Annotated in this window: 28 protein-coding genes; 4 read left to right on the forward strand and 24 right to left on the reverse strand. The window is 63.9% G+C overall.

Annotated elements, in window-relative coordinates:
* Positions 1–9: 9 nt before the first annotated feature.
* Genes era through rpoE form a run of 11 tightly spaced genes read right to left on the reverse strand, consistent with a single transcriptional unit; the run spans position 10 to position 8,956 of the window.
* The gene (era, locus tag GPA27_RS11560) at positions 10–936 is read right to left on the reverse strand and encodes a GTPase Era (RefSeq protein ID WP_169140563.1); all 927 of its coding nucleotides are present in this window, start codon (positions 934–936) and stop codon (positions 10–12) included.
* Positions 933–1,610 (reverse strand): ribonuclease III, encoded by a 678-nt coding sequence (rnc, locus tag GPA27_RS11565; RefSeq protein WP_169140564.1) that lies wholly within the window; start codon positions 1,608–1,610, stop codon positions 933–935. The genes era and rnc overlap by 4 nt, the downstream gene beginning before the upstream one ends.
* Entirely contained in the window at positions 1,610–1,975 is a 366-nt protein-coding gene (locus GPA27_RS11570; protein ID WP_169140565.1) for a DUF4845 domain-containing protein, read from the reverse strand. The genes rnc and GPA27_RS11570 overlap by 1 nt, the downstream gene beginning before the upstream one ends.
* A gap of 12 nt (positions 1,976–1,987) precedes the next feature.
* Positions 1,988–2,776 carry a signal peptidase I gene (gene lepB, locus GPA27_RS11575; protein WP_169140567.1) on the reverse strand — a complete coding sequence of 263 codons (789 nt, stop codon included), beginning with the start codon at positions 2,774–2,776 and terminating at the stop codon, positions 1,988–1,990.
* Positions 2,777–2,828: 52 nt separating this feature from the next.
* Positions 2,829–4,625 carry a translation elongation factor 4 gene (gene lepA, locus GPA27_RS11580; RefSeq protein WP_169140569.1) on the reverse strand — a complete coding sequence of 599 codons (1,797 nt, stop codon included), beginning with the start codon at positions 4,623–4,625 and terminating at the stop codon, positions 2,829–2,831.
* 54 nt (positions 4,626–4,679) lie between these two features.
* Positions 4,680–4,940 carry a glutaredoxin family protein gene (locus GPA27_RS11585; protein WP_169140571.1) on the reverse strand — a complete coding sequence of 87 codons (261 nt, stop codon included), beginning with the start codon at positions 4,938–4,940 and terminating at the stop codon, positions 4,680–4,682.
* A 2-nt stretch (positions 4,941–4,942) separates the two neighbouring features.
* A complete protein-coding gene (locus GPA27_RS11590) occupies positions 4,943–6,367 on the reverse strand; it encodes a Do family serine endopeptidase (RefSeq protein WP_246261044.1) in 1,425 nt (474 codons plus the stop codon).
* Positions 6,364–6,834 (reverse strand): SoxR reducing system RseC family protein, encoded by a 471-nt coding sequence (locus GPA27_RS11595; protein WP_169140575.1) that lies wholly within the window; start codon positions 6,832–6,834, stop codon positions 6,364–6,366. The genes GPA27_RS11590 and GPA27_RS11595 overlap by 4 nt, the downstream gene beginning before the upstream one ends.
* Positions 6,831–7,796 (reverse strand): MucB/RseB C-terminal domain-containing protein, encoded by a 966-nt coding sequence (locus GPA27_RS11600; RefSeq protein ID WP_169140577.1) that lies wholly within the window; start codon positions 7,794–7,796, stop codon positions 6,831–6,833. Before GPA27_RS11600 ends, GPA27_RS11595 begins: the two co-directional genes overlap by 4 nt.
* A complete protein-coding gene (locus tag GPA27_RS11605; protein WP_169140578.1) occupies positions 7,793–8,347 on the reverse strand; it encodes a sigma-E factor negative regulatory protein in 555 nt (184 codons plus the stop codon). Before GPA27_RS11605 ends, GPA27_RS11600 begins: the two co-directional genes overlap by 4 nt.
* A 9-nt stretch (positions 8,348–8,356) precedes the next feature.
* On the reverse strand, positions 8,357–8,956 hold the full coding sequence (gene rpoE, locus GPA27_RS11610) for an RNA polymerase sigma factor RpoE (protein ID WP_050416433.1): 600 nt from the start codon (positions 8,954–8,956) through the stop codon (positions 8,357–8,359).
* A gap of 223 nt (positions 8,957–9,179) precedes the next feature.
* Between rpoE and nadB the strand changes: the two genes are divergently transcribed.
* Positions 9,180–10,763 (forward strand): L-aspartate oxidase, encoded by a 1,584-nt coding sequence (gene nadB, locus GPA27_RS11615; protein ID WP_169140580.1) that lies wholly within the window; start codon positions 9,180–9,182, stop codon positions 10,761–10,763.
* A 42-nt stretch (positions 10,764–10,805) separates the two neighbouring features.
* Here nadB and GPA27_RS11620 read toward each other — a convergent pair whose 3' ends face one another.
* The 9 genes from GPA27_RS11620 to GPA27_RS11660 form a co-directional block, all read right to left on the reverse strand.
* Positions 10,806–11,291 (reverse strand): protein YgfX, encoded by a 486-nt coding sequence (locus GPA27_RS11620; protein WP_169140582.1) that lies wholly within the window; start codon positions 11,289–11,291, stop codon positions 10,806–10,808.
* A gap of 19 nt (positions 11,292–11,310) precedes the next feature.
* Positions 11,311–12,549 (reverse strand): beta-ketoacyl-ACP synthase II, encoded by a 1,239-nt coding sequence (fabF, locus tag GPA27_RS11625; protein WP_169140584.1) that lies wholly within the window; start codon positions 12,547–12,549, stop codon positions 11,311–11,313.
* Between the two features lie 21 nt (positions 12,550–12,570).
* Positions 12,571–12,810: an acyl carrier protein gene (gene acpP / locus GPA27_RS11630; protein ID WP_004255952.1), complete on the reverse strand. Its 240-nt coding sequence runs from the start codon at positions 12,808–12,810 to the stop codon at positions 12,571–12,573.
* Positions 12,811–12,903: 93 nt separating this feature from the next.
* Positions 12,904–13,653: a 3-oxoacyl-ACP reductase FabG gene (fabG, locus tag GPA27_RS11635; RefSeq protein ID WP_169140586.1), complete on the reverse strand. Its 750-nt coding sequence runs from the start codon at positions 13,651–13,653 to the stop codon at positions 12,904–12,906.
* 4 nt (positions 13,654–13,657) lie between these two features.
* The gene (gene fabD, locus GPA27_RS11640; RefSeq protein ID WP_169140588.1) at positions 13,658–14,587 is read right to left on the reverse strand and encodes an ACP S-malonyltransferase; all 930 of its coding nucleotides are present in this window, start codon (positions 14,585–14,587) and stop codon (positions 13,658–13,660) included.
* Between the two features lie 15 nt (positions 14,588–14,602).
* Positions 14,603–15,568, reverse strand: a complete 966-nt coding sequence (locus tag GPA27_RS11645) for a beta-ketoacyl-ACP synthase III (RefSeq protein ID WP_169140590.1) — start codon at positions 15,566–15,568, stop codon at positions 14,603–14,605.
* Positions 15,565–16,578 carry a phosphate acyltransferase PlsX gene (gene plsX / locus GPA27_RS11650; RefSeq protein WP_169140592.1) on the reverse strand — a complete coding sequence of 338 codons (1,014 nt, stop codon included), beginning with the start codon at positions 16,576–16,578 and terminating at the stop codon, positions 15,565–15,567. Before plsX ends, GPA27_RS11645 begins: the two co-directional genes overlap by 4 nt.
* An 86-nt stretch (positions 16,579–16,664) precedes the next feature.
* Positions 16,665–16,844, reverse strand: a complete 180-nt coding sequence (gene rpmF, locus GPA27_RS11655) for a 50S ribosomal protein L32 (RefSeq protein WP_018992335.1) — start codon at positions 16,842–16,844, stop codon at positions 16,665–16,667.
* Positions 16,845–16,871: 27 nt separating this feature from the next.
* On the reverse strand, positions 16,872–17,375 hold the full coding sequence (locus tag GPA27_RS11660) for a YceD family protein (RefSeq protein ID WP_169140594.1): 504 nt from the start codon (positions 17,373–17,375) through the stop codon (positions 16,872–16,874).
* 134 nt (positions 17,376–17,509) lie between these two features.
* Between GPA27_RS11660 and GPA27_RS11665 the strand changes: the two genes are divergently transcribed.
* Positions 17,510–18,085, forward strand: coding sequence for a Maf family protein (locus GPA27_RS11665; RefSeq protein ID WP_169140596.1), 576 nt, complete (start codon positions 17,510–17,512; stop codon positions 18,083–18,085).
* Positions 18,082–18,801 (forward strand): SAM-dependent methyltransferase, encoded by a 720-nt coding sequence (locus GPA27_RS11670; protein WP_169140598.1) that lies wholly within the window; start codon positions 18,082–18,084, stop codon positions 18,799–18,801. Before GPA27_RS11665 ends, GPA27_RS11670 begins: the two co-directional genes overlap by 4 nt.
* 10 nt (positions 18,802–18,811) lie before the next feature.
* On the opposite strand, the gene GPA27_RS11675 is transcribed toward GPA27_RS11670, so the two are convergent.
* Together GPA27_RS11675 and GPA27_RS11680 are read right to left on the reverse strand one after the other, a co-directional pair.
* Positions 18,812–19,468, reverse strand: coding sequence for an HAD-IA family hydrolase (locus tag GPA27_RS11675; protein ID WP_169140600.1), 657 nt, complete (start codon positions 19,466–19,468; stop codon positions 18,812–18,814).
* The gene (locus GPA27_RS11680) at positions 19,461–20,420 is read right to left on the reverse strand and encodes an RluA family pseudouridine synthase (RefSeq protein ID WP_169140654.1); all 960 of its coding nucleotides are present in this window, start codon (positions 20,418–20,420) and stop codon (positions 19,461–19,463) included. The genes GPA27_RS11675 and GPA27_RS11680 overlap by 8 nt, the downstream gene beginning before the upstream one ends.
* A gap of 378 nt (positions 20,421–20,798) precedes the next feature.
* Between GPA27_RS11680 and GPA27_RS11685 the strand changes: the two genes are divergently transcribed.
* Positions 20,799–23,684, forward strand: a complete 2,886-nt coding sequence (locus tag GPA27_RS11685) for an Rne/Rng family ribonuclease (protein WP_169140602.1) — start codon at positions 20,799–20,801, stop codon at positions 23,682–23,684.
* 76 nt (positions 23,685–23,760) lie between these two features.
* Here the strand turns inward: GPA27_RS11685 and GPA27_RS11690 are convergent, their stop codons facing one another.
* Both GPA27_RS11690 and uvrB read right to left on the reverse strand, forming a co-directional pair.
* Complete coding sequence (locus tag GPA27_RS11690) at positions 23,761–24,231, reverse strand: low molecular weight protein-tyrosine-phosphatase (protein WP_169140604.1); 471 nt, start codon at positions 24,229–24,231, stop codon at positions 23,761–23,763.
* Between the two features lie 11 nt (positions 24,232–24,242).
* Positions 24,243–26,300, reverse strand: coding sequence for an excinuclease ABC subunit UvrB (gene uvrB / locus GPA27_RS11695; RefSeq protein WP_169140606.1), 2,058 nt, complete (start codon positions 26,298–26,300; stop codon positions 24,243–24,245).
* Positions 26,301–26,433 lie beyond the last annotated feature (133 nt).

Raw genomic sequence — 26,433 nt, forward strand, 5'->3', positions numbered from 1 at the left:
CCGCAGGCCTTATTCGTAGCCCAGGCTCTTGAGGGCGCGCTCGTCATCCGCCCAGCCGCTCTTGACCTTGACCCACACCTCGAGAAACACCTTGCCGTCGAACAGCTGCTCCAGTTCGACACGCGCTTCCGAGGCGATGCGCTTCAACTGTTCGCCGCCCTTGCCGATGACGATCGCCTTGTGACTGGCACGATCGACGACGACCGCCGCATGGATGCGACGCAGCCTGCCTTCCGTTTCGAACTTCTCGATCTCCACCGCGATGCCGTAGGGCAGCTCGTCGCCCAGCAGGCGGAAGAGTTTCTCGCGCAGGAACTCCGCCGCGAGAAAACGTTCGCTGCGATCGGTGATCTCGTCCTCGCCGTACATCGGCGCCCCTTCGGGCAGGAGCGGCGTCACCGCCCGGAGCAACTGCTCGACGTTGGTCCCGCGTTCGGCGCTGAGCGGCACGATCTCGGTGAACGGATAGGCGTCCTTCACGCGCGCGATGAAGGGCAGCAACTGGGTCTTGTCGGCAAGCCGATCGACCTTGTTGATGACGAGGACCACCTTCCCTTCCTGCGGCAGCACCTCGACGACCTTGCGGTCGTCCTCGCCGAAACGCCCGGCCTCGATCACGAAAAGCACGAGATCGACGTCGGCGAGCACCTGCGACACCGTCCGGTTCATCGAACGGTTGAGCGCGTTGCGATGCTTGGTCTGGAAACCCGGCGTATCGACGAAGACGAACTGTGCGTCGTCGTTGGTCAGGATGCCCGTGACGCGATGCCGCGTCGTCTGCGCCTTGCGCGAAACGATGCTGATCTTCTGTCCGATCAGGCGGTTCAGCAGCGTCGATTTGCCGACGTTGGGCCGTCCGACGATGGCGACGAAACCCGTGCGGAATCCTTCGGGCGCTGCGGCAGGCACGTTTTCCGGGCCGATATTCTCGTTCATGACTTCCTCAACTGCGCCAGCGCGTTCTCGGCCGACTGCTGCTCCGCGGCGCGACGGCTCGTGCCCCGCCCGGTGGTACGGATCTTCAGTGCGTTGACCTCGCAGGTGACCTCGAATTCCTGCGCATGCGCCTCGCCATGCACCTTCACCGTCGTGTAGGTCGGCAAAGCCATCCTGCGCCCCTGCAGGTATTCCTGCAACGCAGTTTTCGGATCCTTGGCTGCCACGCGGGGATCGATCTCCGCGATCAGCGGCGCGTACAGTCGGTCGATCACCGCTTTCGCCGCGTCGAAACCCCGGTCGAGAAACACCGCCGCGAACGTGGCTTCAAGCGCGTCGGCGAGGATGGAGGGCCGGCGGAACCCGCCGCTCTTCAACTCCCCCTCGCCCAGCCGCAGGTACTCGCCGAGATCTAGTTCTCGGGCGATGCGGTGCAGGCCGTCCTGACACACGAGCGACGCCCGCAGGCGCGACATCTCGCCTTCGTGCAACTCGCCGAAACGCTCGAACAGTGCGATCGCGACGACGCAATTCAGGATGCTGTCGCCGAGAAACTCCAGCCGCTCGTTATTGGGCTGCCCGAAACTGCGGTGCGTAAGCGCCTGTTCCAGCAGCGCGCGGTCCGTGAACTGATGTTCGATGATCCGCTGGAGGCGATCCAGATTGGCTGCCACTATCTTCCGATCGTCGTTGCTTTGAAGTCGATCAGCAGGCTGACGTTCGACACCACCGGAACCTTCCGGGAATACTCGACGTCGATGACGACCTTGCCACCATCCTTCCTGATGTCGAGGTCCGCGCCGGTGACAGTCGACACGTCATCGATTAGCCCGCGGCGCTCGAAACTTCTGCGCATGTCGGCGATCGACGCCCCACCGTCGCCTTCATCAGCGACGAGCTTGATGATGCGCTGGATCGCAAAGTACTCGTTCACCGCCGGAACCGCACGAAAACCGATCAGCAGCACGAAGCCGAGAAGCCCCCCGACAACCAGTACGCTGATGGGGCTCATGCCCCGTTGCCATTTCTTCATCCGCATGCCGTCTCCGTTCTAGTGGAACCCGCCAATCCGTTTCATGTCGTTGAAGTTGAACCAGATGAAGAACGCCCTGCCGACAATGTTCTCATCCGGAACGAATCCCCAGACGCGGCTGTCGCTGCTCGCGTCGCGGTTGTCGCCCATCACGAAGTAATGCCCTTCGGGTACGGTGCAACGCACGCCGGCCGTAGTATAGGTGCAGTTCTCGCGATGCGGATAATCGAGCACCTGCGGCACGAAGGGCGGCACGTCGCGCTCGATCAACACCGAATGCTCGGTCGCGCCCAGCTTCTCCAGGAAACGAGGCGAGTAATACAGGCGATCCGGATGGAGGTAATCGTCCTGCGGAGCGATCGGCACCGTTTCGCCATTGATGCGCAGGCGCTTGTCGACGTACTCGATCCTGTCGCCCGGGAGGCCCACGACACGCTTGATGTAATCCATGGACGGATCGGCCGGATAGCGGAACACCATCACGTCGCCGCGCTTTGGCGAATTGACGTCGATGATCTTCTTGTTGATCACCGGCAGGCGAATGCCATAGGTCCACTTGTTCACGAGGATGAAATCGCCGACGAGCAGCGTCGGAATCATCGATCCGGACGGAATCTTGAACGGCTCGACGATGAACGAGCGCAGGCCGAACACGATCAGGATGACCGGAAAGAAGCTCGCGCCGTATTCGACCCACCAAGGCGCGGGAGAGCCGGGCGCGCGACGCTTCTTCGCGTACAAGTGGTCGATGCCCCAAAGGATCGCCGTTGCCACCAGCAGCAGGAACAACACCAGCGCAAAATTCACACAATCTCCGTTTCGTCGCGATTCAACGCAGCGCGGCGCAAGGCCTCGCCGCTTACTTGCCTTCGTCCACCCGCAGCACGGAGAGGAAGGCCTCCTGCGGAATCTCGACGTTACCGACCTGCTTCATGCGCTTCTTGCCTTCCTTCTGCTTCTCGAGCAGCTTCTTCTTCCGCGAGATGTCACCGCCATAGCACTTTGCGAGCACGTTCTTGCGCAGTGCCTTGATGGTTTCGCGCGCGATGATGTGCGAGCCGATCGCGGCCTGGACGGCGACGTCGAACATCTGGCGCGGAATCAGCGAACGCAGCTTCGCCGCGACTTCACGCCCGCGATACTGTGCCGAGGCGCGGTGCACGATCACCGACAGCGCATCGACCTTCTCGCCGCCGACCATCATGTCGAGTTTCACGAGATCGGCCGCACGGTACTCCTTGAACTCATAGTCGAGCGACGCGTAACCGCGCGACACCGACTTCAGCTTGTCGAAGAAGTCCATGACGACCTCGTTCATCGGCAGGTCGTAAATCAGCTGCACCTGACGGCCGTGGTAGCGCATATCGACCTGCACCCCGCGCTTCAGGTTGCACAGCGTGATCACCGGACCGACGTACTCCTGCGGCATGAAGATCGTCGCCGTGATGATGGGCTCGCGAATCTCCGCAACCTTCGACACGTCGGGCAGTTTCGAAGGATTCTCGACATGAATCACTTCGCCGCTGTTCATCACAACCTCATACACGACAGTCGGCGCCGTCGTAATGAGGTTCATGTCGAATTCGCGTTCGAGACGCTCCTGCACGATATCCATGTGCAACAGGCCGAGGAAGCCGCAGCGGAAGCCGAATCCCAGCGCCTGCGAGACTTCCGGCTCGAACTGCAGCGACGCGTCGTTGAGGCGCAGTTTCTCCAGCGAATCGCGCAACTGGTCGTATTCGCTCGACTCGACCGGATACAGGCCCGCGAACACCTGCGGCTTGATCTCCTTGAAACCGGGCAATGCTTCGGCCGCCGGTCGGTTCGCGAGCGTCACGGTGTCACCGACCTTGGCCGCCTGCAACTCCTTGATACCGGCGATGATGAAGCCCACCTCGCCAGCAGACAATTCAGTACGCGGAACCGAGCGCGGCGTGAACACGCCGACCTGGTCGCATGGATACTGGGCACCGTTCGCCATCAGGAGTATCCGGTCCTTCGGCCGCAGCACGCCGTCCACGACGCGCACCAGCATCACGACGCCGACGTAGTTGTCGAACCACGAATCGATGATCAGCGCCTTCAGCGGCGCTGCGGGATCGCCCTTGGGCGGCGGCACGCGGCGCACGACGGTCTCGAGCACGTCCTCGATGCCCAGGCCCGTCTTCGCGGAACACAGCACGGCCTCGGACGCATCGACGCCGATCACGTCCTCGATCTCCTGGCGCGCGTTGTCCGGATCCGCCGCGGGCAGGTCGATCTTGTTCAGGACCGGCACGACCTCGACGTTCTGCTCGATCGCCGTGTAGCAGTTCGCGACCGTCTGCGCCTCCACGCCCTGCGACGCATCGACCACGAGCAGCGCGCCCTCGCAGGCCGACAGCGAACGGCTCACCTCGTAGGAAAAGTCAACGTGCCCCGGCGTGTCGATCAGGTTCAGGTTGTAGACCTGACCATCCTTCGCCTTGTACTGCAGTGCGGCCGTCTGCGCCTTGATCGTGATCCCGCGCTCGCGCTCGAGGTCCATCGAATCCAGCACCTGCTCCTCCATCTCGCGATCGGAGAGCCCGCCGCAGAAGTGGATGAGCCGATCGGCCAGCGTGGACTTGCCGTGATCGATGTGGGCGATGATGGAGAAATTTCGGATGTGTTGCATGCGCGAACAAAAGAAAGGTGCCATGCGGCACCCAGGATGAGTCGGTTGAAGCAGCTAAGCCGCGGATTCTAGCGGAAAACGCCCGCAATAGGCACGGATCGCCGCCTCGTCGAGGTGGTAATGACACAGCTCCGTCTCGCCGGCCAGGACGACGGGAACCAGTTCATCCCATTGCGCTTCCAGCACAGGATCGGCATCGACGTCCAGGACGCGCACGGCCCATCCGAGTTCTGCAGCCAGGGGCAGCAGGCGCTCAACGAGGTCGTGACACAGGTGACACCATTCGCGACTCATGACGGTGAGCTCTCGTACCATGCTCAATCTCCCGCCCTCAGGGTGACGTAGCTCGTTCCGGAACCGCGGTGCACCAGCAGCGTCACCAACTGGCCGTCCTTGACCTCTGCAGCCTGGCGCGCAAAGGCATCCACCGACTTCAGCGCGATCTGGCGCCCACCGGACACGATTGCGAGCACGATGTCGCCCACCTGCAGGTCGGCACGCGCCGCAGCGCCCTGCACCCGTTCGATGACCAGCCCGTGCTCAACGTTGCGCTCGCGCTTCTGCGCCGGGGTCGGCAATGAGAGCGCCAGACCGAGCTTGTTCGGCGCCGGCTGCGCGCGCTCGCTTCGGCGCGAGCGCGAACTGCCTTCATCCGTCCATTCGCCGACGACGATGTTGATCTCGCGCAGCGCGCCCGCCCGGTACAGTGACAGGCTGACTTGGGAGCCGGGAAGGCTCGTCGACACGATCCGCGGCAGATCGCTGGATTCTTCGACCGCCTTGCCGGCGAAACGCACGATCACGTCGCCCTGCTCGATGCCTGCCTTCGCCGCCGGGCCACCCGGCTCGACGGCGCTCACGAGCGCGCCTTCCGCACGCGGCAGCGCGAAGGTCTCCGCGAGCGCGCGCGTCACTTCCTGGATCGCGACACCGATGCGCCCGCGCTGCACGCGACCGCTGGACTTGAGCTGGCCCTGGATCTCCATCGCGAGGTTGATCGGGATCGCGAACGACAGCCCCATGAAACCACCGGTCTGGCTGTAGATCTGCGAGTTGATGCCAACGACCTCGCCTCTGAGGTTGAACAGCGGTCCGCCCGAATTGCCGGGATTGATCGCGACGTCGGTCTGGATGAAGGGGACAAAATTCTCGTCCGGCAGGCTGCGCCCCTTCGCGCTGACGATGCCGGCCGTCACCGAATGATCGAAACCGAAGGGCGAACCGATCGCCACGACCCACTCGCCGACCTGGAGCTTGTCCGGATCGCCGATCGCCAGACGCGGAAGGTCGGTCGCATCGATCTTGATCAGCGCGACATCCGAGCGCGCGTCCGCCCCGACCACGCGCGCGCGGAACTCGCGCTTGTCGATCAGGCGGACGATGATCTCCTCCGCCCCATCGATGACATGCGCATTGGTCAGGATATACCCGTCCGCACTCACGATGAAGCCGGATCCCAGGGACTTGTTGTCGGGATCGATACGGGGATGCTCGGGCTTGCGCGGAATGAAGCGCCGAAAGAAATCGAACATCGGATCGTCCGGCGCGAGCTGCGGGAATCCGGGCCCCACGCCCTTCCCCGCCTGCGCAGCGCTGATGTTCACGACGGCCGCGCCATGCCGCTGCACGAGTTGCGTGAAATCGGGCAAGGCAATCAGGCTGCCTGCGGCCCACGCGGCAGAGGATGCAAATACGCAAGACAGCGCAAAGGCCAGTGCGCGCAACAGACGCCCGAGGCTCATTCCTGCGCCGCCCCCGTCGCACCGCATCCTGCGCTCCCGCGCACCATTTCAATGTCGAACCCGCGACGCAATGTACGGCTGCGGAACACCGCGCGATTGACCCCGCACGCGACCGCCAGACCGGCAAGGCCGCCCGTCGCTGCGATCAGGTCGGTTCCCGGATCGGCGAGTGCGCTGCCCAGCGCAGCACCGACCAGCAGCAGACCGACGGACAAGCCATAACCCAGCAGCGCACCCCGTAACGGCGCGCCATCGTGCAGCCGCAGGCGCACGAACTCGCCCGGCCTGACATCGATGGAATTTGAAACCGCAAACACTTCATTTGGGGCCTTCAGCGCATACGCGAGCCCTGTCGAGCGGCATCCGCCCGGCTCGTCGCAGCGTCCGCAGCCCCCCGCCCGCTCGGTGAGGCGAACCCACGCATGTGCGCCCTCGACCCGCTCCACCACGCCCTGCGCTTCGTTCATCGCGTCACCGGCTCGATCGCGTCACCCAGCCGTTGTACTGATCGCAAGGGCACCTCGCCCAGAGCCGTCACGAGATGCGGACCAATGACGCGCTTGTAGATGTTGATCGCGCCACTCGCGAACGGACCCGGCTCAGCACGCGCCCCGTCATTCGGCTCGATGAACACCGATATGGATGCGAGTCCGTCGCTATACACCATGTGCAGCGCTTCTCCCCGATCCCGGCCGAGGGGCCTGCGCATGACCGACACAAGGGAAAACCCGGCCAGCGGCGCGTTCAGCGCCCACCCACTGTCCTCCTTGCGCACTTCGACGCCATTGGCCTGGACAATCCGCCAGTCGCTGCTCTTCGTTATGCGCGGACGGAAGGCATCGCTACCGATCTCGCCGCCTATCCTTACGTCACTGAAGGTGAATTGCTCGACGATCTCGCCGCGATCATCGACCGTGCGAGCCTTGAGCAGGAGACCCGACTGGAGCTCCGCCCACAGCTGGTAACCGAAGCGCAGGTCGTCTTTCGGCTCGAGGATGATCTGCTGCGCGTCCAGACCCGCAACCCGGCCCACGCCGCCCTTGCGGATACGATAATTCTCCGCGAGGCCGCCGAATGCCACCGGCAATCGCGAAGGGAATGCACGGCGGGTACCCGGGCGGTCGATGATCACGGTCTTCTGGTCCGGCAGCACGCAACGCACTTCGCTATTGCTGCGGATCACCTCGCGCGGACTGCCGTCGAGCACCTCGAGGCGTTCGTGCTCGCCGTTCGCATCGCTCATGTGCGCGATGCGCGATGTCTCGAAATTCTTTCCCGACTGATAGATGAAAGTACCGGAGTAATTCAGGCGCTGGCCCGCCGTCGCCATTCGCCCGAGCCAGGACAATGGATCACTCGGAGACTCCGCAATGGCCGCCGCCTGCATCAATGCCGCGCAGACCGCCAAAACAGCCGAAATCCGCCTCATCGACCACTGTCCTGCCCGACATCGGAAACGGTGCGCACGTGCTGGATCACACCTGATATGGGGCCGCCGCCGGACATCGCCTGATGAACGAACACGTATTCGCGCGTCGGGTCCACAGCAACCGGTGTAGGCGTAACGGCAACCGGACGTACCGCCGTATGCGCCGCGACGGCGGCCGACGTTCGCGCCACGGCAACGGGGCTGCCGGCCCCCGGCCCCTGATCGCTGTACAAGGTATGGGCAACCCACCCCACGGCAGCTACGCCCATCACAGAGGCGGCCAGCGGCATCACGGACCGCCACAGCCGCCCGCCCTCCGCCGCGCCGCGCACGGGAGGCGCGAGCAAGGTGGGTTCCTCGTCGATGTTCGCCATGACGCGTCCGACAAAACCGGCGTGCCCGTCACGGTCTCCGCGAAGCACGTCACCGATCAGGCAGTAAGCCTCCCAGTCGGTGCGCAAGGATCGGTCGCGCCGCATCGACTCAAGAACCGGATGCGCCGATTGCTCGTCGAGGTCACCATCGAGAAGTGCCGACAATCTGTCCTTCATGAGTACCACCTACCAACGTTTATCAGGTGCCGTATCCAGCAGCGGCCGCAGTCTTTCAGCTATCGCCTCGCGTGCGCGAAAGATTCGCGAACGCACGGTTCCGATCGGACAATCCATGATGCTGGCAATTTCCTCGTAGCTCAGCCCTTCGAGCTCACGAAGCATGATCGCCGTACGCAACTCCTCCGGCAGAGCCTCCATCGCCTGATCGACCGTCTCGCCGATCTGCCGCGTCATCATCAGACGTTCCGGCGTATTGATATCGCGCAACTGCTCGCCTTCCTCGAAGGTCTCCGCCTCTTCCGAATCGAATCCGGTCGAAGTCGGCGCCCGTCGTCCTTGCGAAACCAGATAGTTCTTAGCGGTATTGATCCCGATACGGTAAAGCCATGTGTAAAAAGCACTATCGCCACGAAACGATCCCAAGGCGCGGTACGCCTTGATGAAGGTTTCCTGGGCCACGTCTTCGACCTCTGCCGAATCGCGGATCAAGCGGGACAGCAGCCTGTGCAGCTTGCGCTGGTACTTTGCTACCAGCAAGCCGAAAGCCTGCTTGTCACCGCGCTGCACGCGCTCGACAAGCTGCTGATCTATCTCGCGATCGCTCATGGGCGGGTCGTTTCACTATGTTGTGCAAAATCCGCGCCAGTATAGCGACCCCGCCCCGTCTACGGCAAAGTCGAAGCTATCAAGAAGACCGACACGCTTTGAAATAGTTCAGACCGCAAAGTGGTTTTCCCGCACGCGCACAGGCCACGGCGACCAACGTCCCGGAGCGGCATATCGAACGTGATATAGTTGAAGAATCTGTCGATTCTTGGCACATACGATCTTGTCAAAACAATACGACGTACTCATCCTCGGCAGCGGTGCCGCGGGGCAATCGATCGCCCTGCGCCTGGCAGACAGTCTTAGAGTCGCCCTCGTCACCAAACGCGCGATCTCCGACAGTGCCAGCGCGTGGGCGCAGGGCGGAATCGCAGCGGTCCTCGACACCTCCGACAGTATCGAAGCCCATATCCAGGACACCTATATCGCGGGCGGCGGCCTGTGTGACCCGAAGGCGACACGCTTTGTCGTCGAACACGGGAAGGCGGCCATCGAATGGCTGATCGGACGCGGCGTCCCCTTCACGCGCGAGGACCAGTCGAGCCTTGGATATCACCTCACGCGCGAAGGCGGCCACTCGCACCGGCGCATCATCCATGCGGCGGACGCCACCGGCGCTGCGGTGCAGGCAACGCTGACGGAACAGGTCAGCAAGCACCCCAATATCGACATCCTTGAGAACCACATTGCCGTCGACCTGATCCTCGGCGACAAGCTGGGCCTGCCCGACCAGGGCTGCCTTGGCGCCTATGTGCTCGACATCGCCAACGACCGCGTCGAAACGATCGGCGCCCGCAGTACCGTCATTGCGACCGGCGGCGCGGGCAAGGTCTATCTATACACGACCAACCCCAGCGTCGCGACCGGCGATGGTATCGCCATGGCATGGCGGGCCGGTTGCCGCGCGGCCAACATGGAATTCATCCAGTTCCACCCGACCTGCCTTTATCACCCGCAGGCGAAATCCTTCCTGATCTCGGAAGCCGTGCGCGGTGAAGGCGGACTGCTGAAATTGCCCGACGGCACCCGATTCATGCCGGCGCACGATGCCCGTGCGGAACTGGCTCCACGCGACATCGTCGCCCGCGCCATCGACTTCGAGATGAAGAAGCACGGCCTCGACTGCGTCTATCTCGACATCAGCCACAAGCCGGCGGATTGGTTGCGGGAGCATTTTCCCAATATTCACGCGCGCTGCCTGGAACTGGGAATCGACATCACGCGAGAGGGAATTCCCGTCGTTCCTGCGGCTCACTACACCTGCGGGGGCATCGTTACCGATCTTGCCGCACGAACCGACGTGCCGGGCCTCTACTCGGTCGGCGAATCCGCGTACACGGGCCTTCACGGCGCGAACCGCCTCGCCAGCAACTCGCTCCTCGAATGCCTGGTCTTTGGCGAGGCGGCAGCGAACGACATCCTTTCCCAACCGCGCCGCCCCCTGCCCCGACTCCCGGACTGGGACGAGAGCCGCGTGACCGACGCCGACGAAGAAGTCGTGATCTCGCACAACTGGGCCGAACTGCGGCGGTTCATGTGGGACTATGTCGGCATCGTGCGCACGACCAAGCGCCTGCAGCGTGCGCAGCACCGCATCCGCCTGCTGTCGCGCGAAATCAACGAGTTCTATTCGCACTTCCGCGTCAGCAATGATCTGATCGAACTGCGCAATCTCGTCGTCACTGCCGACCTGATCGTGCGCTGCGCCCTCCGCCGCAAGGAAAGCCGCGGCCTGCACAGCTCGCGCGATTACCCGGACACACTGCCGGTCGCACGCCCCACCGTCCTGCGCCCGCACCGGCGCTGAGGGAAGGCACGCATCGGCCGTAACGGGTTCGCCCCCACGAGTTCAGCGTTGCTCGGGTGCATCGCCCCCGGACTCGTCCGTCCGGGCAGCACCGGCCTTGTGCCTGAGCCAGATCTTCAGGCCCCGCCACTCGGCGTCACTGACATTTCCACGCACGAGCATCAGCGCCCCGCGCATCGATCTGCGAGACGAATGTCGCACCCGCGTACCGCGCCAGTGAATCCACACCGCCCAGCCGAAATCGACGCAACCCGGCTCGGGCACCGCGTACACCGTTCGGCGCCCGTGGCCGTCGGGATCCACGCTCAGTTCGCCATCGTCCTGGAGGACCAGACGCACGCGCGCCTTCTCCCGTTCGCCGCGGATCGCCGAGCGCAGCGAGATTCCCAGTCCCACGACGACGACGATGACAAGCGGCGGCGGAAAGGACGATCGCAGAAATGCAAACGCCGCGATCGCATGGATCGCGGCGTTCAACAGCAACATCAACTTCGACGGGCGAAGCCCGAGTTCAAGCGGGTAGCGCACGGGCTACCTCACCGATGACTCAGACGCGGCGGAACGCGATGGTTCCGTTGGTGCCGCCAAAACCGAACGAGTTCGACAGCGCGGCGCGAATCTCCATCGGGCGTGCCCTGTTCGCGACATAGTCGAGATCGCAGCCTTCGTCCTGCTCGAAGATGTTGATCGTCGGCGGAGCGATCTGATTATGGATCGCCAAGGTCGTGAACACCGCCTCGACGCCCCCGGCTGCGCCAAGCAGGTGACCGGTCATCGACTTGGTCGAATTCACCGCGATCGACTTCGCGCGGTCGCCAAAGCACCGCTTGACTGCCGTCGTTTCGGCCAGATCGCCGAGCGGGGTCGATGTTCCGTGCGCGTTGATATAGTCGACTTCGTCGAGCGCCATGCCGGCATCGCGCATCGCATTCGTCATGCAGCGCGCAGCGCCGTTGCCGTCCTCGCACGGTGCGGTCATGTGGTAGGCGTCGGCGCTCATGCCAAAGCCGGCGACTTCGGCATAGATCTTCGCGCCACGCGCCTTCGCATGCTCATATTCTTCGAGCACGAGTACGCCAGCCCCCTCCCCGAGCACGAAGCCGTCGCGCCCCTTGTCCCACGGACGGCTCGCCGTCTGCGGATCGTCGTTGCGCGTGGAAAGCGCACGGGCGGAGGCAAATCCACCAACGGCAAGCGGCGTCACCGTCGACTCGGCTCCGCCGGCGATCATCACGTCGGCGTCGCCGTACTGGATGAGACGCGCGGCTTCGCCGATGCAATGCGTAGCGGTCGTACAGGCGGTAACCATCGCCAGGCACGGCCCCTTGAGGCCGAACATGATCGACAGATTGCCCGCGATCATGTTGATGATCGTGCCGGGAATGAAGAACGGGGAAATCTTGCGCGCCCCCGCCTTCAGGAAATCGTCATGCGTGGATTCGATCATCGGCAGGCCGCCGATGCCCGAGCCCAGATTGACGCCGATACGCTCGGCGTTCTCCGCGGTAACCTGCAGGCCGGCATCCTTGAACGCCTGGATGCCAGCGGCCATGCCGTAATGGATGAACACATCCATGCGGCGGGCCTCCTTCGGCGAGAGATACGCGTCGATGTCGAACCCCTTCACCTCACCGGCGATTTTCACCGGGAAGTTCGTGGTATCGAAGCGCGTGATCTCGCCAATACCGGAGCGGCCGTTGACAATGTTGTCCCAGGCCTCCGGAACGGTATTGCCGACCGGGGAAATGATGCCCAGACCGGTAATGACGACTCTGCGACGGGTCAATGTTCGCTCCGGTAATCAGTCTTACTTCTTCAGGTGGGCGTTGACGTAGTCAATCGCCTGCTGAACCGTGGTGATCTTCTCAGCTTCCTCGTCCGGGATTTCGCACTCGAACTCTTCCTCGAGGGCCATGACCAGTTCCACGGTATCCAGCGAATCCGCGCCCAGATCGTCGACGAACGAGGATTCGATCTTGATTTCCGACTCGTTCACACCAAGTTGTTCGGCGACAATTTTCTTGACGCGCTGCTCGATGTTCTCCATGAACTAACTCCTTCCCAGAATGATCCAGATATGTAAGAAAAAAAGCCGGCGTATTCTACCAAAAAGGATGAGAACCGCTATCGCCGCCGGCGATTACGACATGTACATGCCGCCATTCACGTGCAGGGTCGTGCCCGTAACGTAGGCAGCAGCGGGCGAGGCCAGGAAGGCCACCGCTCCGGCGATTTCTTCGGGACGCCCGAGACGGCCGAGGGCGATGTTGCCCAACAGCGCGTCGCGGGCCGCTTCCGGCAACGCACGGGTCATGTCGGTGTCGATGAAGCCCGGCGCCACGCAATTGACGGTGATATTGCGGCTACCCAGCTCACGCGCCAGCGCGCGGCTCATGCCCGCGACGCCGGCCTTCGCGGCCGCGTAGTTCGCCTGCCCAGGGTTGCCGGCGCTGCCAACCACGGACGTGACGTTGATGATGCGGCCGCCCCGTGCCTTCATCATGCCACGCATGACGAGGCGCGACATGCGGAACACCGCCTTCAGGTTGGTGTCGATGACGGCATCCCACTCCTCGTCCTTCATCCGCATCGCGAGGTTGTCGCGCGTAATGCCGGCATTGTTCACGAGGATGCCGACGGCGCCGAAGCGCTTCTCGATGTCGCCGATGGCCGCTTCGCACGCGGCGGCGTCGGTAACGTTGAGCGCCATTCCGCACCCCGTGATGCCCGCTTCCCGCAGACCATTTTCGATATCGGCGGCACCGGCCTCCGAAGTTGCCGTGCCGACGACGGTCGCGCCCAGTCGGCCCAGTTCGAGCGCCACCGCGCGTCCGATCCCGCGGGACGCGCCGGTCACGAGGGCCACCTGCCCTTCGAGCGAAAAACTCATCAAATCACCTCAAGGCCGCAATGGATTGTTCGAGACTCGCGGCGTCGTGAATCGAGCCGCCCTGCACATCTCCCGCGATGCGCTTCGTCATGCCCGCAAGCACCTTGCCCGGCCCGCACTCGAGGACGTGCCCCATGCCGCGGCGCGCCATCTCCTGAACCAGCTCGATCCAGCGCACCGGCGAGAAGGCCTGGCGCACGAGAGCGTCGCGGATCCTCGCGGGGTCATCGTACACGGCAACGTCCACATTGTTGATCACGGAAATTTCAGGCTTGCCGATCGTTACTGCGGCGAGTCGCTCGGCGAGTCGCTCCGCCGCCGGCTTCATCAGCGCACAGTGGAACGGAGCGCTCACCGGCAGCAGCATCGCGCGCTTGGCGCCGCGTGCCTTCGCTGCCTCGATCGCGCGCTCGACCGCCCCCTTCGCCCCGGCGATTACGATCTGGCCGGGGGCATTCAGGTTCGCAGCCTCGACGACTTCGCCCTGAGCCGCTTCGGCACAGGCTTCGCGAACGGCTTCGACTTCCAGGCCGAGCAACGCGGCCATGGCGCCTTCACCGGCCGGAACGGCCTCCTGCATTGCCTGCGCGCGGAAACGTACGAGGGGCACAGCATCGGCAAAGGCCATCGCACCGGCAGCGACGAGGGCGGAATACTCACCGAGGCTGTGGCCCGCAACCAGCTGCGGCTTCGGGCCGTCCGCAGCAAGCCAGGCGCGATACGCGGCGACACCAGCCGTGAGCATCAGCGGCTGGGTATTGACCGTCAGCGCGAGACGTTCGGCCGGCCCGTCAATGACCATTTGCCAGAGATCCTCGCCAAGCGCATCGGACGCCTCGGCGAAGGTGTCGCGGATCTCGGCTCGGTCGCCATAGCCCGCCATCATTCCGACCGATTGGGACCCCTGTCCCGGGAACACCAGAGCAAAAGCCATTGTTCTTGTCCTGTCTCAGAATTGGAGCAGCGCTGCGCCCCACGTGAAGCCGCCACCGACGCCTTCGACGATGATCCGCTGGCCCGCACGGATGCGCCCGTCGCGCACGGCCAGATCGAGGGCGAGCGGAATCGAAGCCGCCGACGTATTGCCATGCCGATCGACCGTCGCGATGACCTTGTCCATCGGCACGCCGAGCCGCTTCGCGGTCGCCTGGATGATGCGGATGTTGGCCTGATGCGGGATCAGCCAGTCGACCGTCTCGGGCTGCACGCCAGCGTCTGCGAGGACCTCGTGCGCGACTTCGCCGAGTACCTTGACCGCAAACTTGAACACCGCCTGGCCGTCCATGCGCAAGAAGGGGTCGCCGATCACTTGGCCTGAGGCCACCCCGCCGGGCACGCACAAGATGGGATGATGGCTGCCGTCCGCGTGCAGAGCGGTAGCCAGGATACCCGGCGCATCGGACGCCTCGAGCACGACTGCGCCCGCCCCGTCGCCGAACAGCACGCAGGTGCCGCGGTCTGACCAGTCGAGAATGCGCGAGAACACTTCCGCACCAACCACCAGCGCGCGCTTGTGACTGCCCGAGCGGATGAACTTCTCGGCGATCGTCAGGCCGTAGACAAAGCCGGTGCAAACGGCCTGCACGTCGAAAGCCGCAGCGCCGTTACGGATCCCCAGCTTTGCCTGCAGCAGGGCCGCAGTGCTCGGGAAGATACAGTCCGGAGTGGAGGTAGCGACGACGACGAGATCGATGTCTTCGGGCTGCAGACCCGCGGCCGCAATGGCGCGACGGCTCGCTTCGCAGGCGAGATCGCTCGACGTGACGTCGCTTGCCGCGAGGTGCCGCGTGCGGATCCCCGTGCGCTCGACGATCCAATCATTCGACGTGTCGATGCCGCGGGCGACGAGATCGTCATTACTGACAGGCTCGCCCGGCAGGAAACTCCCGGTGCCGGCGATTCGTGCATAGATCATGCTGCTCTCCCCATTGCCGTCATGCGCTCGCTAATGCGTTCGACGAGCCGGTTCGACGCAGCCTCGGCAGCGCGGTGAATGGCCTGCTCGAACGCATATGCGTCGGCAGAGCCGTGGCTCTTGACCACCACGCCGCGCAGACCGACCAGGGCCGCACCGTTATAACGACGATGATCGACACGGCTCTTGAAACGCTTGAGCGCGGGCATTGCGACGACCGCCATGGCCTTGGTCAGCAGGCTGCGGCTGAATTCTTCCTTGAGGAATGCAGCAAGCATTTGCGCCAACCCCTCGGACGTCTTCAACGCCACGTTGCCGACAAACCCATCGCAAACGACGACGTCAGTCGTCCCCTTGTAGATATCGTCGCCTTCCACGTTGCCGTAGAAGTTCAGGCCGCTTCCGCGCAGCAGTTCGCCGGCGCGCTTGACGACATCGTTGCCCTTGATCGCCTCTTCGCCGATGTTGAGCAGCCCTACCGACGGACGGTCGACGTGCTCGATCGCGGACACGAGCATCGCCCCCATGATGCCAAACTGGAGCAGGTGCTCGGGCTCGCAATCTACGTTGGCGCCGAGGTCGAGCACATACACCTGCCCCTTGCGAGTGGGCAGGATTGTCGCGATTGCAGGCCGATCGATGCCCTCTAGCGTCTTGAGAACGAAACGCGAGATCGCCATCAATGCGCCGGTATTGCCCGCGGACACTGCCGCCTGGGCCGTGCCGGCTTTCACCAGATCGACCGCGACACGCATCGATGAATCCTTCTTCGTGCGCATCGCGATCGCCGGCGGATCGTCCATCTCGACAACCTGAGACGCTGCACGGACCGACAGGCGATCCGCGAAACCGTTGCCGATGGCCGCCACGGCCTGATCGAGCGCGTCCTGGCGCCCGACCAGAATCACCTTGGCCTCGGGATGGTTGCGCAGGAAGGCCCGCGCGGCCGGCACCGTCACGGACGGACCATGATCGCCGCCCATGCAATCTATCGCAACGGTGACACCCATGGAGCTTTCGTGCGCCTCGAACAGGAACTCAGGATGAAAAAACGGCGCAGACGCCCTAAGCGCCGCGCCGCTTTGGAAGACAGGACTTATTCGCCCTTGGTCTTGACGACTTTCTTGCCGCGATACACACCGCTCGGGCTGATGTGGTGACGCAGGTGAACCTCGCCGGTGGTCGCTTCGACAGCGAGCGGCGGATTGGTTAGGAAGTCGTGAGCGCGATGCATGCCACGCTTGGAAGGGGATTTTTTGTTCTGCTGAACGGCCATGAAAAACTCCTAGTACAAATATCGCGCCTATTCCGCGCCGTCGGTCTTGCGCAACTTCTCAAGCGACGCGAAAGGCGATTCCTTTACGGCGCCACCGTCGGGGCGGGGCGCCTCACACTTTTCATGCCGAGGCGCAATAGGCACCGCCAGCACGATCTCATCCTCGACCAACGCCGTCACATCCATATCCGGCGTCGCCTCAATTGCATCAAACTCGTCTTCTTCCAGCTCGTCGTCCGCGATCGGCTGACCGGGCCTGACCAGCTCGAACAGCGCATCCACGTCCAGCGGCCAGATCATCGAGCCAAGGCAGCGCTGGCATCGCACCTGCAGCTCGCCGGAAATGGCGAGGCGCATGCGCGGCTTGCGATCAAGCCCCACCTCGCCGACCAAGCTGAACTGCACGCTGCCGGACTTGTCCAGCAACACGTCGCCGAGCCGGGGCAAATCAGCAAGCGGAATGGCCCCGCTTAGACTGCGACCTTCGGCTGCGAACTTGAACGGATCCGGAAGAACGCTTCGTTGCGGCATAAGAGGCGCATGATATTATTTTCAGCCTCCCCTGTCAAAACACCGAAACGCCTATTTTCAAGGATTTGCGCTTCCGGCATCACCGCACAAGCCTCACCCGCATCGTGCGGCAGCCGTTCGCGCCCCTTTCGACCATGAAACTCGTACTCGCCTCGACCTCCGCCTATCGGCGCATGCTCCTCGAACGCCTCCAGACCCCGTTCGAGACTGCCAGTCCGAGGGTTGACGAAACCCCCCTGCCGGGCGAAACGCCGCCCGCAACGGCAAACCGCCTCGCGATCGAGAAAGCACAGGCGGTCGCGATCGATCATGCCGACGCACTCGTGATCGGCAGCGATCAGGTCGCGCACATCGGCGACGAAGTGTTCGGCAAGCCGGGCACCGTCGAGCGCGCCATCGCCCAGCTGCGTCGCATGAGCGGACAGGCCGTCACATTTCACACCGCGCTCGCGGTCGTCAACACGCGCAGCGGACACGTCCGCTGCGAGAGCGTGCCGACCTTCGTGCGCTTCCGCAATCTCGACGACGACGAGATCCGGCGCTACGTAGACAAGGAACGCCCCCTCGACTGCGCCGGCAGCGCCAAGTCGGAAGGCCTCGGCATCACCCTCCTGGAGTCGCTCTCCGGCGATGATCCGACAGCACTGATCGGCCTGCCGCTCATTGCGCTGTCGCGCCTCCTGCGCGCCGAAGGCATGCAGCTCCCATGAGCACGCCGCACGGAGCCCTGTTTCTGGTGCCGGTGAGCCTCGGCGACACAGCATGCTCGCACATACTCCCGGACGAGGTACAGGCAGTCGCACGCCGGCTCCGCCACTTTGTCGTCGAGAACGCCAAGACGGCACGGACGGAACTCAAGCGCCTTGAACATCCGGGCCCCTTGCGCGATATCGACATCCAGGCGTTGCCGGAGAAGGACGCCCCGGCCGCACTCGACGCCCTGCTAGCCCCGGCACTTCAGGGCCACGATATCGGCCTGATGTCGGAAGCCGGATGCCCGGCGGTCGCTGACCCCGGGGCGCGATTGGTGGAACGCGCGCACGCACTGGACATCCAGGTGCGACCGCTGGTCGGCCCGTCGTCGATTCTGCTTGCCCTGATGGCGTCCGGTCTGAACGGCCAGAGCTTTGCCTTCAACGGCTATCTGCCCGTCTCCGAATCGGAACGGGACGGACGCATACGGCAACTCGAGGACGAGTCTCGCCGCCTGCAGCGTACGCAGATCTTTATCGAAACCCCTTACCGCAACGAGCGCCTCTTCGACGCCCTGCTGGCGAATTGCCGTCCGACGACGCGACTTTGCGTCGCGCGCGAACTGACGACGGACAACGAGTGGGTCGGGAGCGCGGGCATCGCCGACTGGCGAAGGAAGCCCAGGCCCGAGTTGGCCAGGCGGCCCACGCTATTCCTGTTTCTCGCGAGCTGACCCTCCCGGGTCAGGCTTTCTCGCGCAACCACAGGGCAAGCTCGGCAGGCGAATCGAGAAGCCCGACGACCTCCTCGCCCTCCAGCGCCGCCCGCGGATGCGCCCCGAAGGCCACGCCAAGCCCGGCCACCCCCGCATTCCTCGCCATCTGCAGGTCGTGCGTCGTATCACCAACCATCAGCGTGCGTTCGCGGGCAACACCGAGTTCGTCCATGATTTCCTCCAGCATCGCCGGGTGCGGCTTCGAGAAACATTCGTCCGCGCACCTGGTGGCGTGAAAGAACGGCCCCAGCCCGCTGAGTTCGAGCGCGCGATTGAGGCCCAGCCGGCTCTTTCCGGTCGCGACAGCCAGCATCCGCCCCTCCGCGGAGAGTTCCTCAATCATCGAGTACGCTCCCGGGAACAGCGACAGCTCGTGATCCCGCGCCAGGTAATGGTGGCGATAGCGCTCGACCATGCGCGGATAGTCGGATTCGGGCAGATCAGGCACCGCATGGCGCAGAGCATCAGCCAGCCCCAGCCCGATGACGTGGCGCGCGCGAGCCTCGGATGGCTCCGGAAGATTGAGATCGCGCGTCGCGGCCATGATCGCGTTCACGATCGCGGCAGCCGAATCCATGAGGGTTCCGTCCCAGTCGAAGACGATGAGATCGAAGCGCTTAGCCATTCTTCCGAGACTCCGTTGCATCCAGATGATCGATAAAGCCCTGCAGTTCGTCGGGAAGCGGCGACTGCAGCACGATCGGCTCCCCGGTCAGCGGATGGGCAAAGGAGAGATGGGCCGCATGGAGGAACATCCGCTTCAGCCCTTCCTGCTCAAGCGCCTTGTTGAACGGAAAATCGCCGTATTTGTCGTCGCCGCACAATGGAAAGCCGAGGTGCGCGAGGTGGACGCGGATCTGATGGGTGCGACCCGTCTTGAGTTCCACCTCGAGCAGACTGAAGCGCTGCCAGCGCTTCACGAGCCGCACGACACTATGCGCCTGCTTGCCTTCGTCGCTAACCCGCACGCGCCGCTCCCCCTCGGGCGTGAGGTACTTGAACAGCGGCTCCTTCACGTGCTGCAACGGGTTGGCCCACCTGCCGGGCACCAGCGTGAGGTAGCGCTTCTCCACGCGCCCCTCGCGCATCATGTCGTGCAGCGCGGTCAGCGCCGACCGCTTCTTCGCGATGATCAGGAGACCCGAGGTCTCGCGATCGATGCGATGCGCCAGTTCGAGCATGCGCGCTTCGGGCCGCTGGCTGCGCAATTGCTCAATGACACCGAAGCTCACGCCGCTGCCACCGTGCACGGCCTTGCCCGAAGGCTTGTCGACAACCAGGAGAGCATCATCCTCGTACACGACGGGCAGAGCCTTGCCCGCAGGCACCGCCGCCGGGGTGTTCGATTCCGCGATGCGAACGGGCGGGATCCGCACCTCGTCCCCGAGCGCGAGACGGTAGGTCGGACCGACCCGTCCGCCATTGACGCGCACTTCCCCGCTGCGCAGGATCCGATAGACGTGGCTTTTCGGCACCCCTTTGCACACGCGCATGAGGTAATTGTCGATCCGCTGACCGACGACCGAATCATCGACGCGTTCGCGCCGGACCGTCACCGCTTTGCCTTGTGCCATCATCCTGAAATATACTTGCCGCCGGTTAGTCCCGGTTTCGTCGACGCCCCTCTCGCACCGATGCGGAGGAAAGCGGTCAACAACGAGCCCCAGAAGAGCTCCCGGACAACCAGAACGTGCTGTCGTTGCCGAAAAAGGCATCGATGGTAACGCAATTGACAATCTTCGATCCATTGGATTGAACAAAGACGCGTAACGCACCCGCAGGATCAAGCGTTCCGGCCCCAGGCGGGAATGCATGAACATCGACCACCCGACCCATCACAGCCCATTACCGACCGGAAAAAAGTAGAAGAACCTACCCGCTCCTGATCACGTAACAAGCGCGATGGTGCGCGCGGTTCGTCCTGCCCGTGGGTTTCGCGCGGGGGAACGAAATCAATGAAGCGCATGCTTTTCAATGCGACGCAGGCCGAGGAACTGCGCGTCGCAATCGTGGATGGTCAGAAACTGATCGACCTCGATATCGAGTCGGCCGCCAAGGAACAACGCAAGAGCAATATCTACAAGGCTGTCATCACGCGCATCGAGCCCAGTCTCGAAGCCGCGTTCGTTGACTACGGCTCCGAGCGGCATGGTTTTCTGCCGTTCAAGGAAATATCCCGCACCTACTTCGCGCCCGGCGTCGATGCCGGCAAGGCGCGCATTCAGGACGCACTCAAGGAAGGCCAGGAACTCATCGTCCAGGTCGAGAAGGACGAGCGCGGCAACAAGGGCGCAGCCCTGACCACCTACATCTCGCTCGCGGGACGCTATCTGGTCCTGATGCCGAACAACCCCCGCGGGGGTGGCGTTTCGCGGCGTGTCGAGGGTGACGAGCGCAGCGAACTGCGCGAAGTCATGGATCAGCTCGAAGTCCCTCCGGGCATGAGCCTGATCGCGCGTACTGCGGCGATCGGTCGCAACGCCGAAGAACTGCAGTGGGACCTCAACTACCTGCTGCAGTTGTGGCGTGCGATCGACGGTGCCGCGCAGTCGCAGTCGGGCGCGTTCCTGATCTACCAGGAAGGCAGCCTCGTGATCCGCGCGATCCGCGACTACTTCCAGCCCGACATCGGCGAGATCCTGATCGACACGGATGACGTGTACGAGCAGGCACGCCAGTTCATGGCCCACGTGATGCCGGCCAACGTGAATCGCGTGAAGCGGTACAGCGACGACGTGCCACTGTTCTCACGCTTCCAGATCGAACATCAGATCGAATCCGCCTACTCGCGCCAGGTGAGCCTGCCCAGCGGCGGCGCGGTCGTGATCGACCATACCGAAGCCCTCGTCTCCATCGACGTGAACTCCGGGCGCTCGACCAAGGGCGCGGACATCGAGGAAACGGCGTTCCGCACCAACCTCGAAGCGGCCGAAGAGATTGCACGCCAGCTCCGTCTGCGCGACCTCGGCGGCCTGATCGTCATCGACTTCATCGACATGGAGTCGCAGAAGAATCAGCGCGAGGTCGAGAACCGCCTGCGTGACGCGCTGCGCCACGACCGCGCACGTGTCCAGACCGGTAAGATCAGCCGCTTCGGCCTGCTCGAGCTTTCACGCCAGCGCCTGCGCCCCGCGCTCGCGGAAACGAGCTACATCCCCTGCCCGCGCTGCAACGGCACCGGCCACATCCGCAGCACGGAGTCGTCCGCGCTGCACATCCTGCGCATCCTCGAAGAGGAAGCGATGAAGGAAAACACCGGGGCGGTGCATCTGCAGGTGCCGGTGGATGTCGCAACCTTCCTCCTCAACGAGAAGCGTTCGGACATCGCGCACATCGAGTACCGCCACAAGATCCAGCTGATCATCATCCCCAACCGCCACCTCGAGACGCCGCACCACGAGATCATCCGTCTGCGCCACGACCAGCTGAATCAGGAAGAACTGGCGCTCGCCAGCTACCAGATGGTCGGGAAACCCGCCGAAGTCGACCTGCGCCTGCCGACGAAGGACGACAAGAAGCCGGCCCGCGCCGAAGCCGTGGTGAAGGGCATCTCCCCCGCGCAGCCTGCGCCGGTGGTGGAGCCGAAGCCCGAGCGTGCTACCGCTCCGACTGCCGAGCCCGGCCTGTTCACACGCCTCTTTGCGTGGCTGCGCGGCGAGAAGGCGACCCCTGCTCCGCAACCCGAGGAAGAAGCACAGCCGAAGCGCGAAGCGCGGCCGCGCGGCGAGCGCGGGGAGAATCGCCGCAACGGCAACAACCGCAACCGCCGTGAAGGCCAGCGAGCCGAACGCGAGGAATCTTCGCAGCCTACCCGCAGCAGCGGCAGAGGCGAACAACGGCAAGAGCGCCAGGAGCGCACCGAACGGGCAGAGCGTCCGGAACGCGCAGAACGCCAGGAACGCACCGAACGCGCAGAGCGTCCCGAAGCGGCGGAGCGCAGCGAAGGCCGCCGGCAGCGCGGACCGCGCCAACCCAAGCCTGTCGAGGCCATCGAGAACCTGGCCGAACAACAAGTCGCAGAGGTCGTCGCAGTCACCGGCGTGACTGAGGCGGCCGCACCGTCGGGCGAGGAAGGCACCCCCGAGAAGCGCCGCCGCCGCAGCCGCGGTCGCCGCGACCGTCGCCCGGGCGAGGACCAGGGAATCGCAGCCGCTGAGGGAACCGGCAGCGAGGCCATCGAAGCGGCAACGGCCGGCGAACCCGAACAGACGGAACCGGCAGCGCGAGCGATCGAGGCTACGACAACCGCAACCGCCGAACCTGCGCGCGAGGTGGTCACTGTCTCCGAAACCGAGGCGCCGCTGCCTGTCGTCGCCAGCACTGCCGAAGCAGTGCCGGCCGAGATCGAGGAAGCGCCCATGCCCGTTCGTGCCGCAGCGACCGCGGCACCCGCCGAAGCGGTAGCCGAGACAGCGCCGACCATCGAGGAAATCGCGACCATCGAGGCGACGCCGGCGACACAAACCGAGGGGGCGCTAACAGAAGCCGTGGCGCCGGCCGAGGACAACATAGCAGCGCCGGAAGTCGCGGCTGCGCCAACCGAAGAAGCCGTGCAATCGGCTCCTGTGGAAGCCGAGGCAGCCCCTGCCGTCGTCGCCGAGTTGGCCGCCACGACCGAGGCACAGGAAAGCGCGCACGCGCCGTCCGCGCCGATCGATCTCGGCAATTCGCTGGCGGAAAGCGGCCTCGTGATGATTGAAACGAGCCGCGAAAAGGTCCAAGCCTTGGCCCAGTCTCATGCCGAAGAGGCATCGTCCCGCCCGCTCGGCCGGCGTCCGCGGCCTTCGCTCGTGATCGCCGACGAGCCGCTGCAGCAGGTTGAAACCCACAAACCGCACTGATCGGCAGCAAGAAGCGGAAGGAAGGGGCGCCCATCGGGCGCCCCTTTTCCATATCAGGCGGTCAAACGGGGACCGATCAGCGCGATGACCTCAGCACGTCGACGAGCCCTCCGACCGCATCCTCACAGTAGTCGAGCACCAGATCGAATCCGCGCTCACTGCCGTAATAGGGATCGGGCACTTCGTCAGCCTTGAAGCGGCGCGCGTAGCTCATGAAGAGCCGGACCTTGGCGCGATGCTCGTCGGGACAGTTACGTTTCATGATCTCGAGGTGCCCGATGTCCATCGCGAGCAACAGGTCGAAAGCCTCGAAGTCCGCCGGCTCGAGCTTTCGCGCCCGCAATGTCGACAGATCGTAGCCACGCTTCTCGGCCGCCTTGCGCGTGCGTGGATCGGGCGCCTCGCCGACGTGATAGCCGTGCGTCCCGGCCGATTCGACCTCGATTAGCCCCTCAAGCCCGGCCGCGCGGATGGCATGCCGGGCCACACCTTCGGCAGTCGGGGATCTGCAGATGTTACCGGTGCACACGAACAGGATCTTGGTCACGACGTCACCTCTCAGGCCTCTCCATGCTGGTCTGCGCCAAAGGCGCGCTGGCGCAGCCTGAATAATTCATCCCGAGTTGCCGCAGCCTTTTCGAATTCGAGGTTACGGGCATGTTCCTGCATTTCCTTCTCGAGTTTGCGGATCGCCTTCGCGAGGGTCTTCTCGTCCATCGCGAAATATTCGGCACGCGCCTCCTGCGCCACGGTCGCGTTGCGCTCGTCGCTGCTCGAGTAGACGCCGTCAATGATGTCCTTGATGCGCTTGGTCACCGATTTCGGCACGATCCCGTGTTCGGCGTTGAACGCGAGCTGCTTCGTCCGACGTCGTTCGGTCTCGCCCATCGCGGCGCGCATCGAGCGTGTCACAACGTCCGCGTAAAGGATCGCACGGCCATGGATATGCCGCGCGGCCCGCCCAATCGTCTGGATCAGCGAGCGCTCGGATCGCAGGAAACCTTCCTTGTCCGCGTCCAGAATCGCCACGAGCGATACCTCCGGAATATCCAGGCCTTCGCGCAGCAGGTTGATCCCCACCAACACATCGAACTCGCCCAGACGCAGATCGCGGATGATCTCGACACGCTCGACCGTGTCGATGTCGGAATGCAGATAGCGCACGCGGATGCCGTTTTCGGCAAGATAATCGGTGAGATCTTCCGCCATCCGCTTCGTCAGCGTCGTCACCAGCACGCGCTCACCCACGGCGATGCGGCGCTTGGCCTCGGACAGGAGATCGTCGACCTGCGTGCTCGCGGGCCTGACCTCCACCGCAGGGTCGATCAGCCCGGTGGGGCGGACGACTTGTTCGACAACCTGCCCCTGATGCGTCGCCTCGTAATCCGCAGGCGTTGCAGACACGAAGATCGTCTGCGGCATCAGGCGCTCGAATTCGTCGAACTTCAGCGGGCGGTTGTCGAGTGCCGACGGCAGACGGAAGCCGTATTCGACGAGGTTCTCCTTGCGCGAACGGTCGCCCTTGTACATGCCGCCCACCTGCGGAATCGCCACGTGCGACTCATCGACGAAGAGAAGCGCGTCCGACGGCAGATAGTCGATCAGCGTCGGGGGCGGCTCGCCCGGGCCGCGCCCCGACAAATGGCGCGAGTAGTTCTCGATGCCCTTGCAGAACCCCATCTCGTTGAGCATCTCCAGATCGAAACGCGTGCGCTGCTCAATGCGCTGCGCCTCCACCAGCTTGCCGGCACGCTGAAAATTGCCGACTCGATCGCGCAGCTCATCCTTGATCGCCTCGATCGCCTGCAGCACCGTCGCGCGTGGAGTGACATAGTGGCTGGACGGGTAAACGGTAAAGCGGACGAGCTTCTGCTTCAGGTGCCCGGTAAGGGGGTCGAACAGCGTCAGATGCTCGATCTCGTCGTCGAACATCTCGATCCGCACCGCATACTCGGCATTCTCGGCCGGAAACACATCGATCACGTCGCCGCGCACACGGAAGGTCCCACGCCGGAAGTCGATGTCGGAGCGCGTGTACTGCATCGCCACGAGCCTCTGCACGAGGTCGCGATGGGCAATGCGCTCGCCCTCGCGCAGATGCAGGATCATCGCATGATAATCGACGGGGTCGCCGATACCGTAGATGCACGACACCGTCGCGACGATCACCACGTCGCGCCGCTCCATCAGGCTCTTCGTCGCCGACAGGCGCATCTGCTCGATGTGCTCGTTGATGCTCGAATCCTTCTCGATGAAGAGATCGCGCGACGGAACATAAGCTTCCGGCTGGTAGTAGTCGTAATACGAGACAAAATACTCGACGGCATTCTCCGGAAAGAACTCCCGGAATTCGGCGTACAACTGCGCGGCGAGTGTCTTGTTCGGCGCCAGCACCAAGGCGGGTCGGCCACAACGCGCGATGACGTTCGCCATCGTGTAGGTCTTGCCCGAGCCGGTCACGCCGAGCAAGGTCTGGAACATCAGTCCGTCGGACACCCCCTCCATCAGCAGATCGATCGCGGCCGGCTGGTCGCCCGCCGGGGCAAAGGGCTGATGGAGCCTGAACGGGCTCCCTTCGAAAGTCACCACCGGAACACTGTCCGTCGAACTCGTCATGCTAGAATTTCCGGCTGTTTCAAGCGCTTGCCCGTTTGTTGCGACAGACGGAACAGAGTCGGGCAAACGCGCATTATTTCGCAAAATGCGGCTCAAGGCACGGCAGGACGGACCGGCACCAACGCGACAGGTT

This window comes from Aromatoleum toluolicum, from assembly GCF_012911005.2.
Taxonomy (GTDB): domain Bacteria; phylum Pseudomonadota; class Gammaproteobacteria; order Burkholderiales; family Rhodocyclaceae; genus Aromatoleum; species Aromatoleum toluolicum.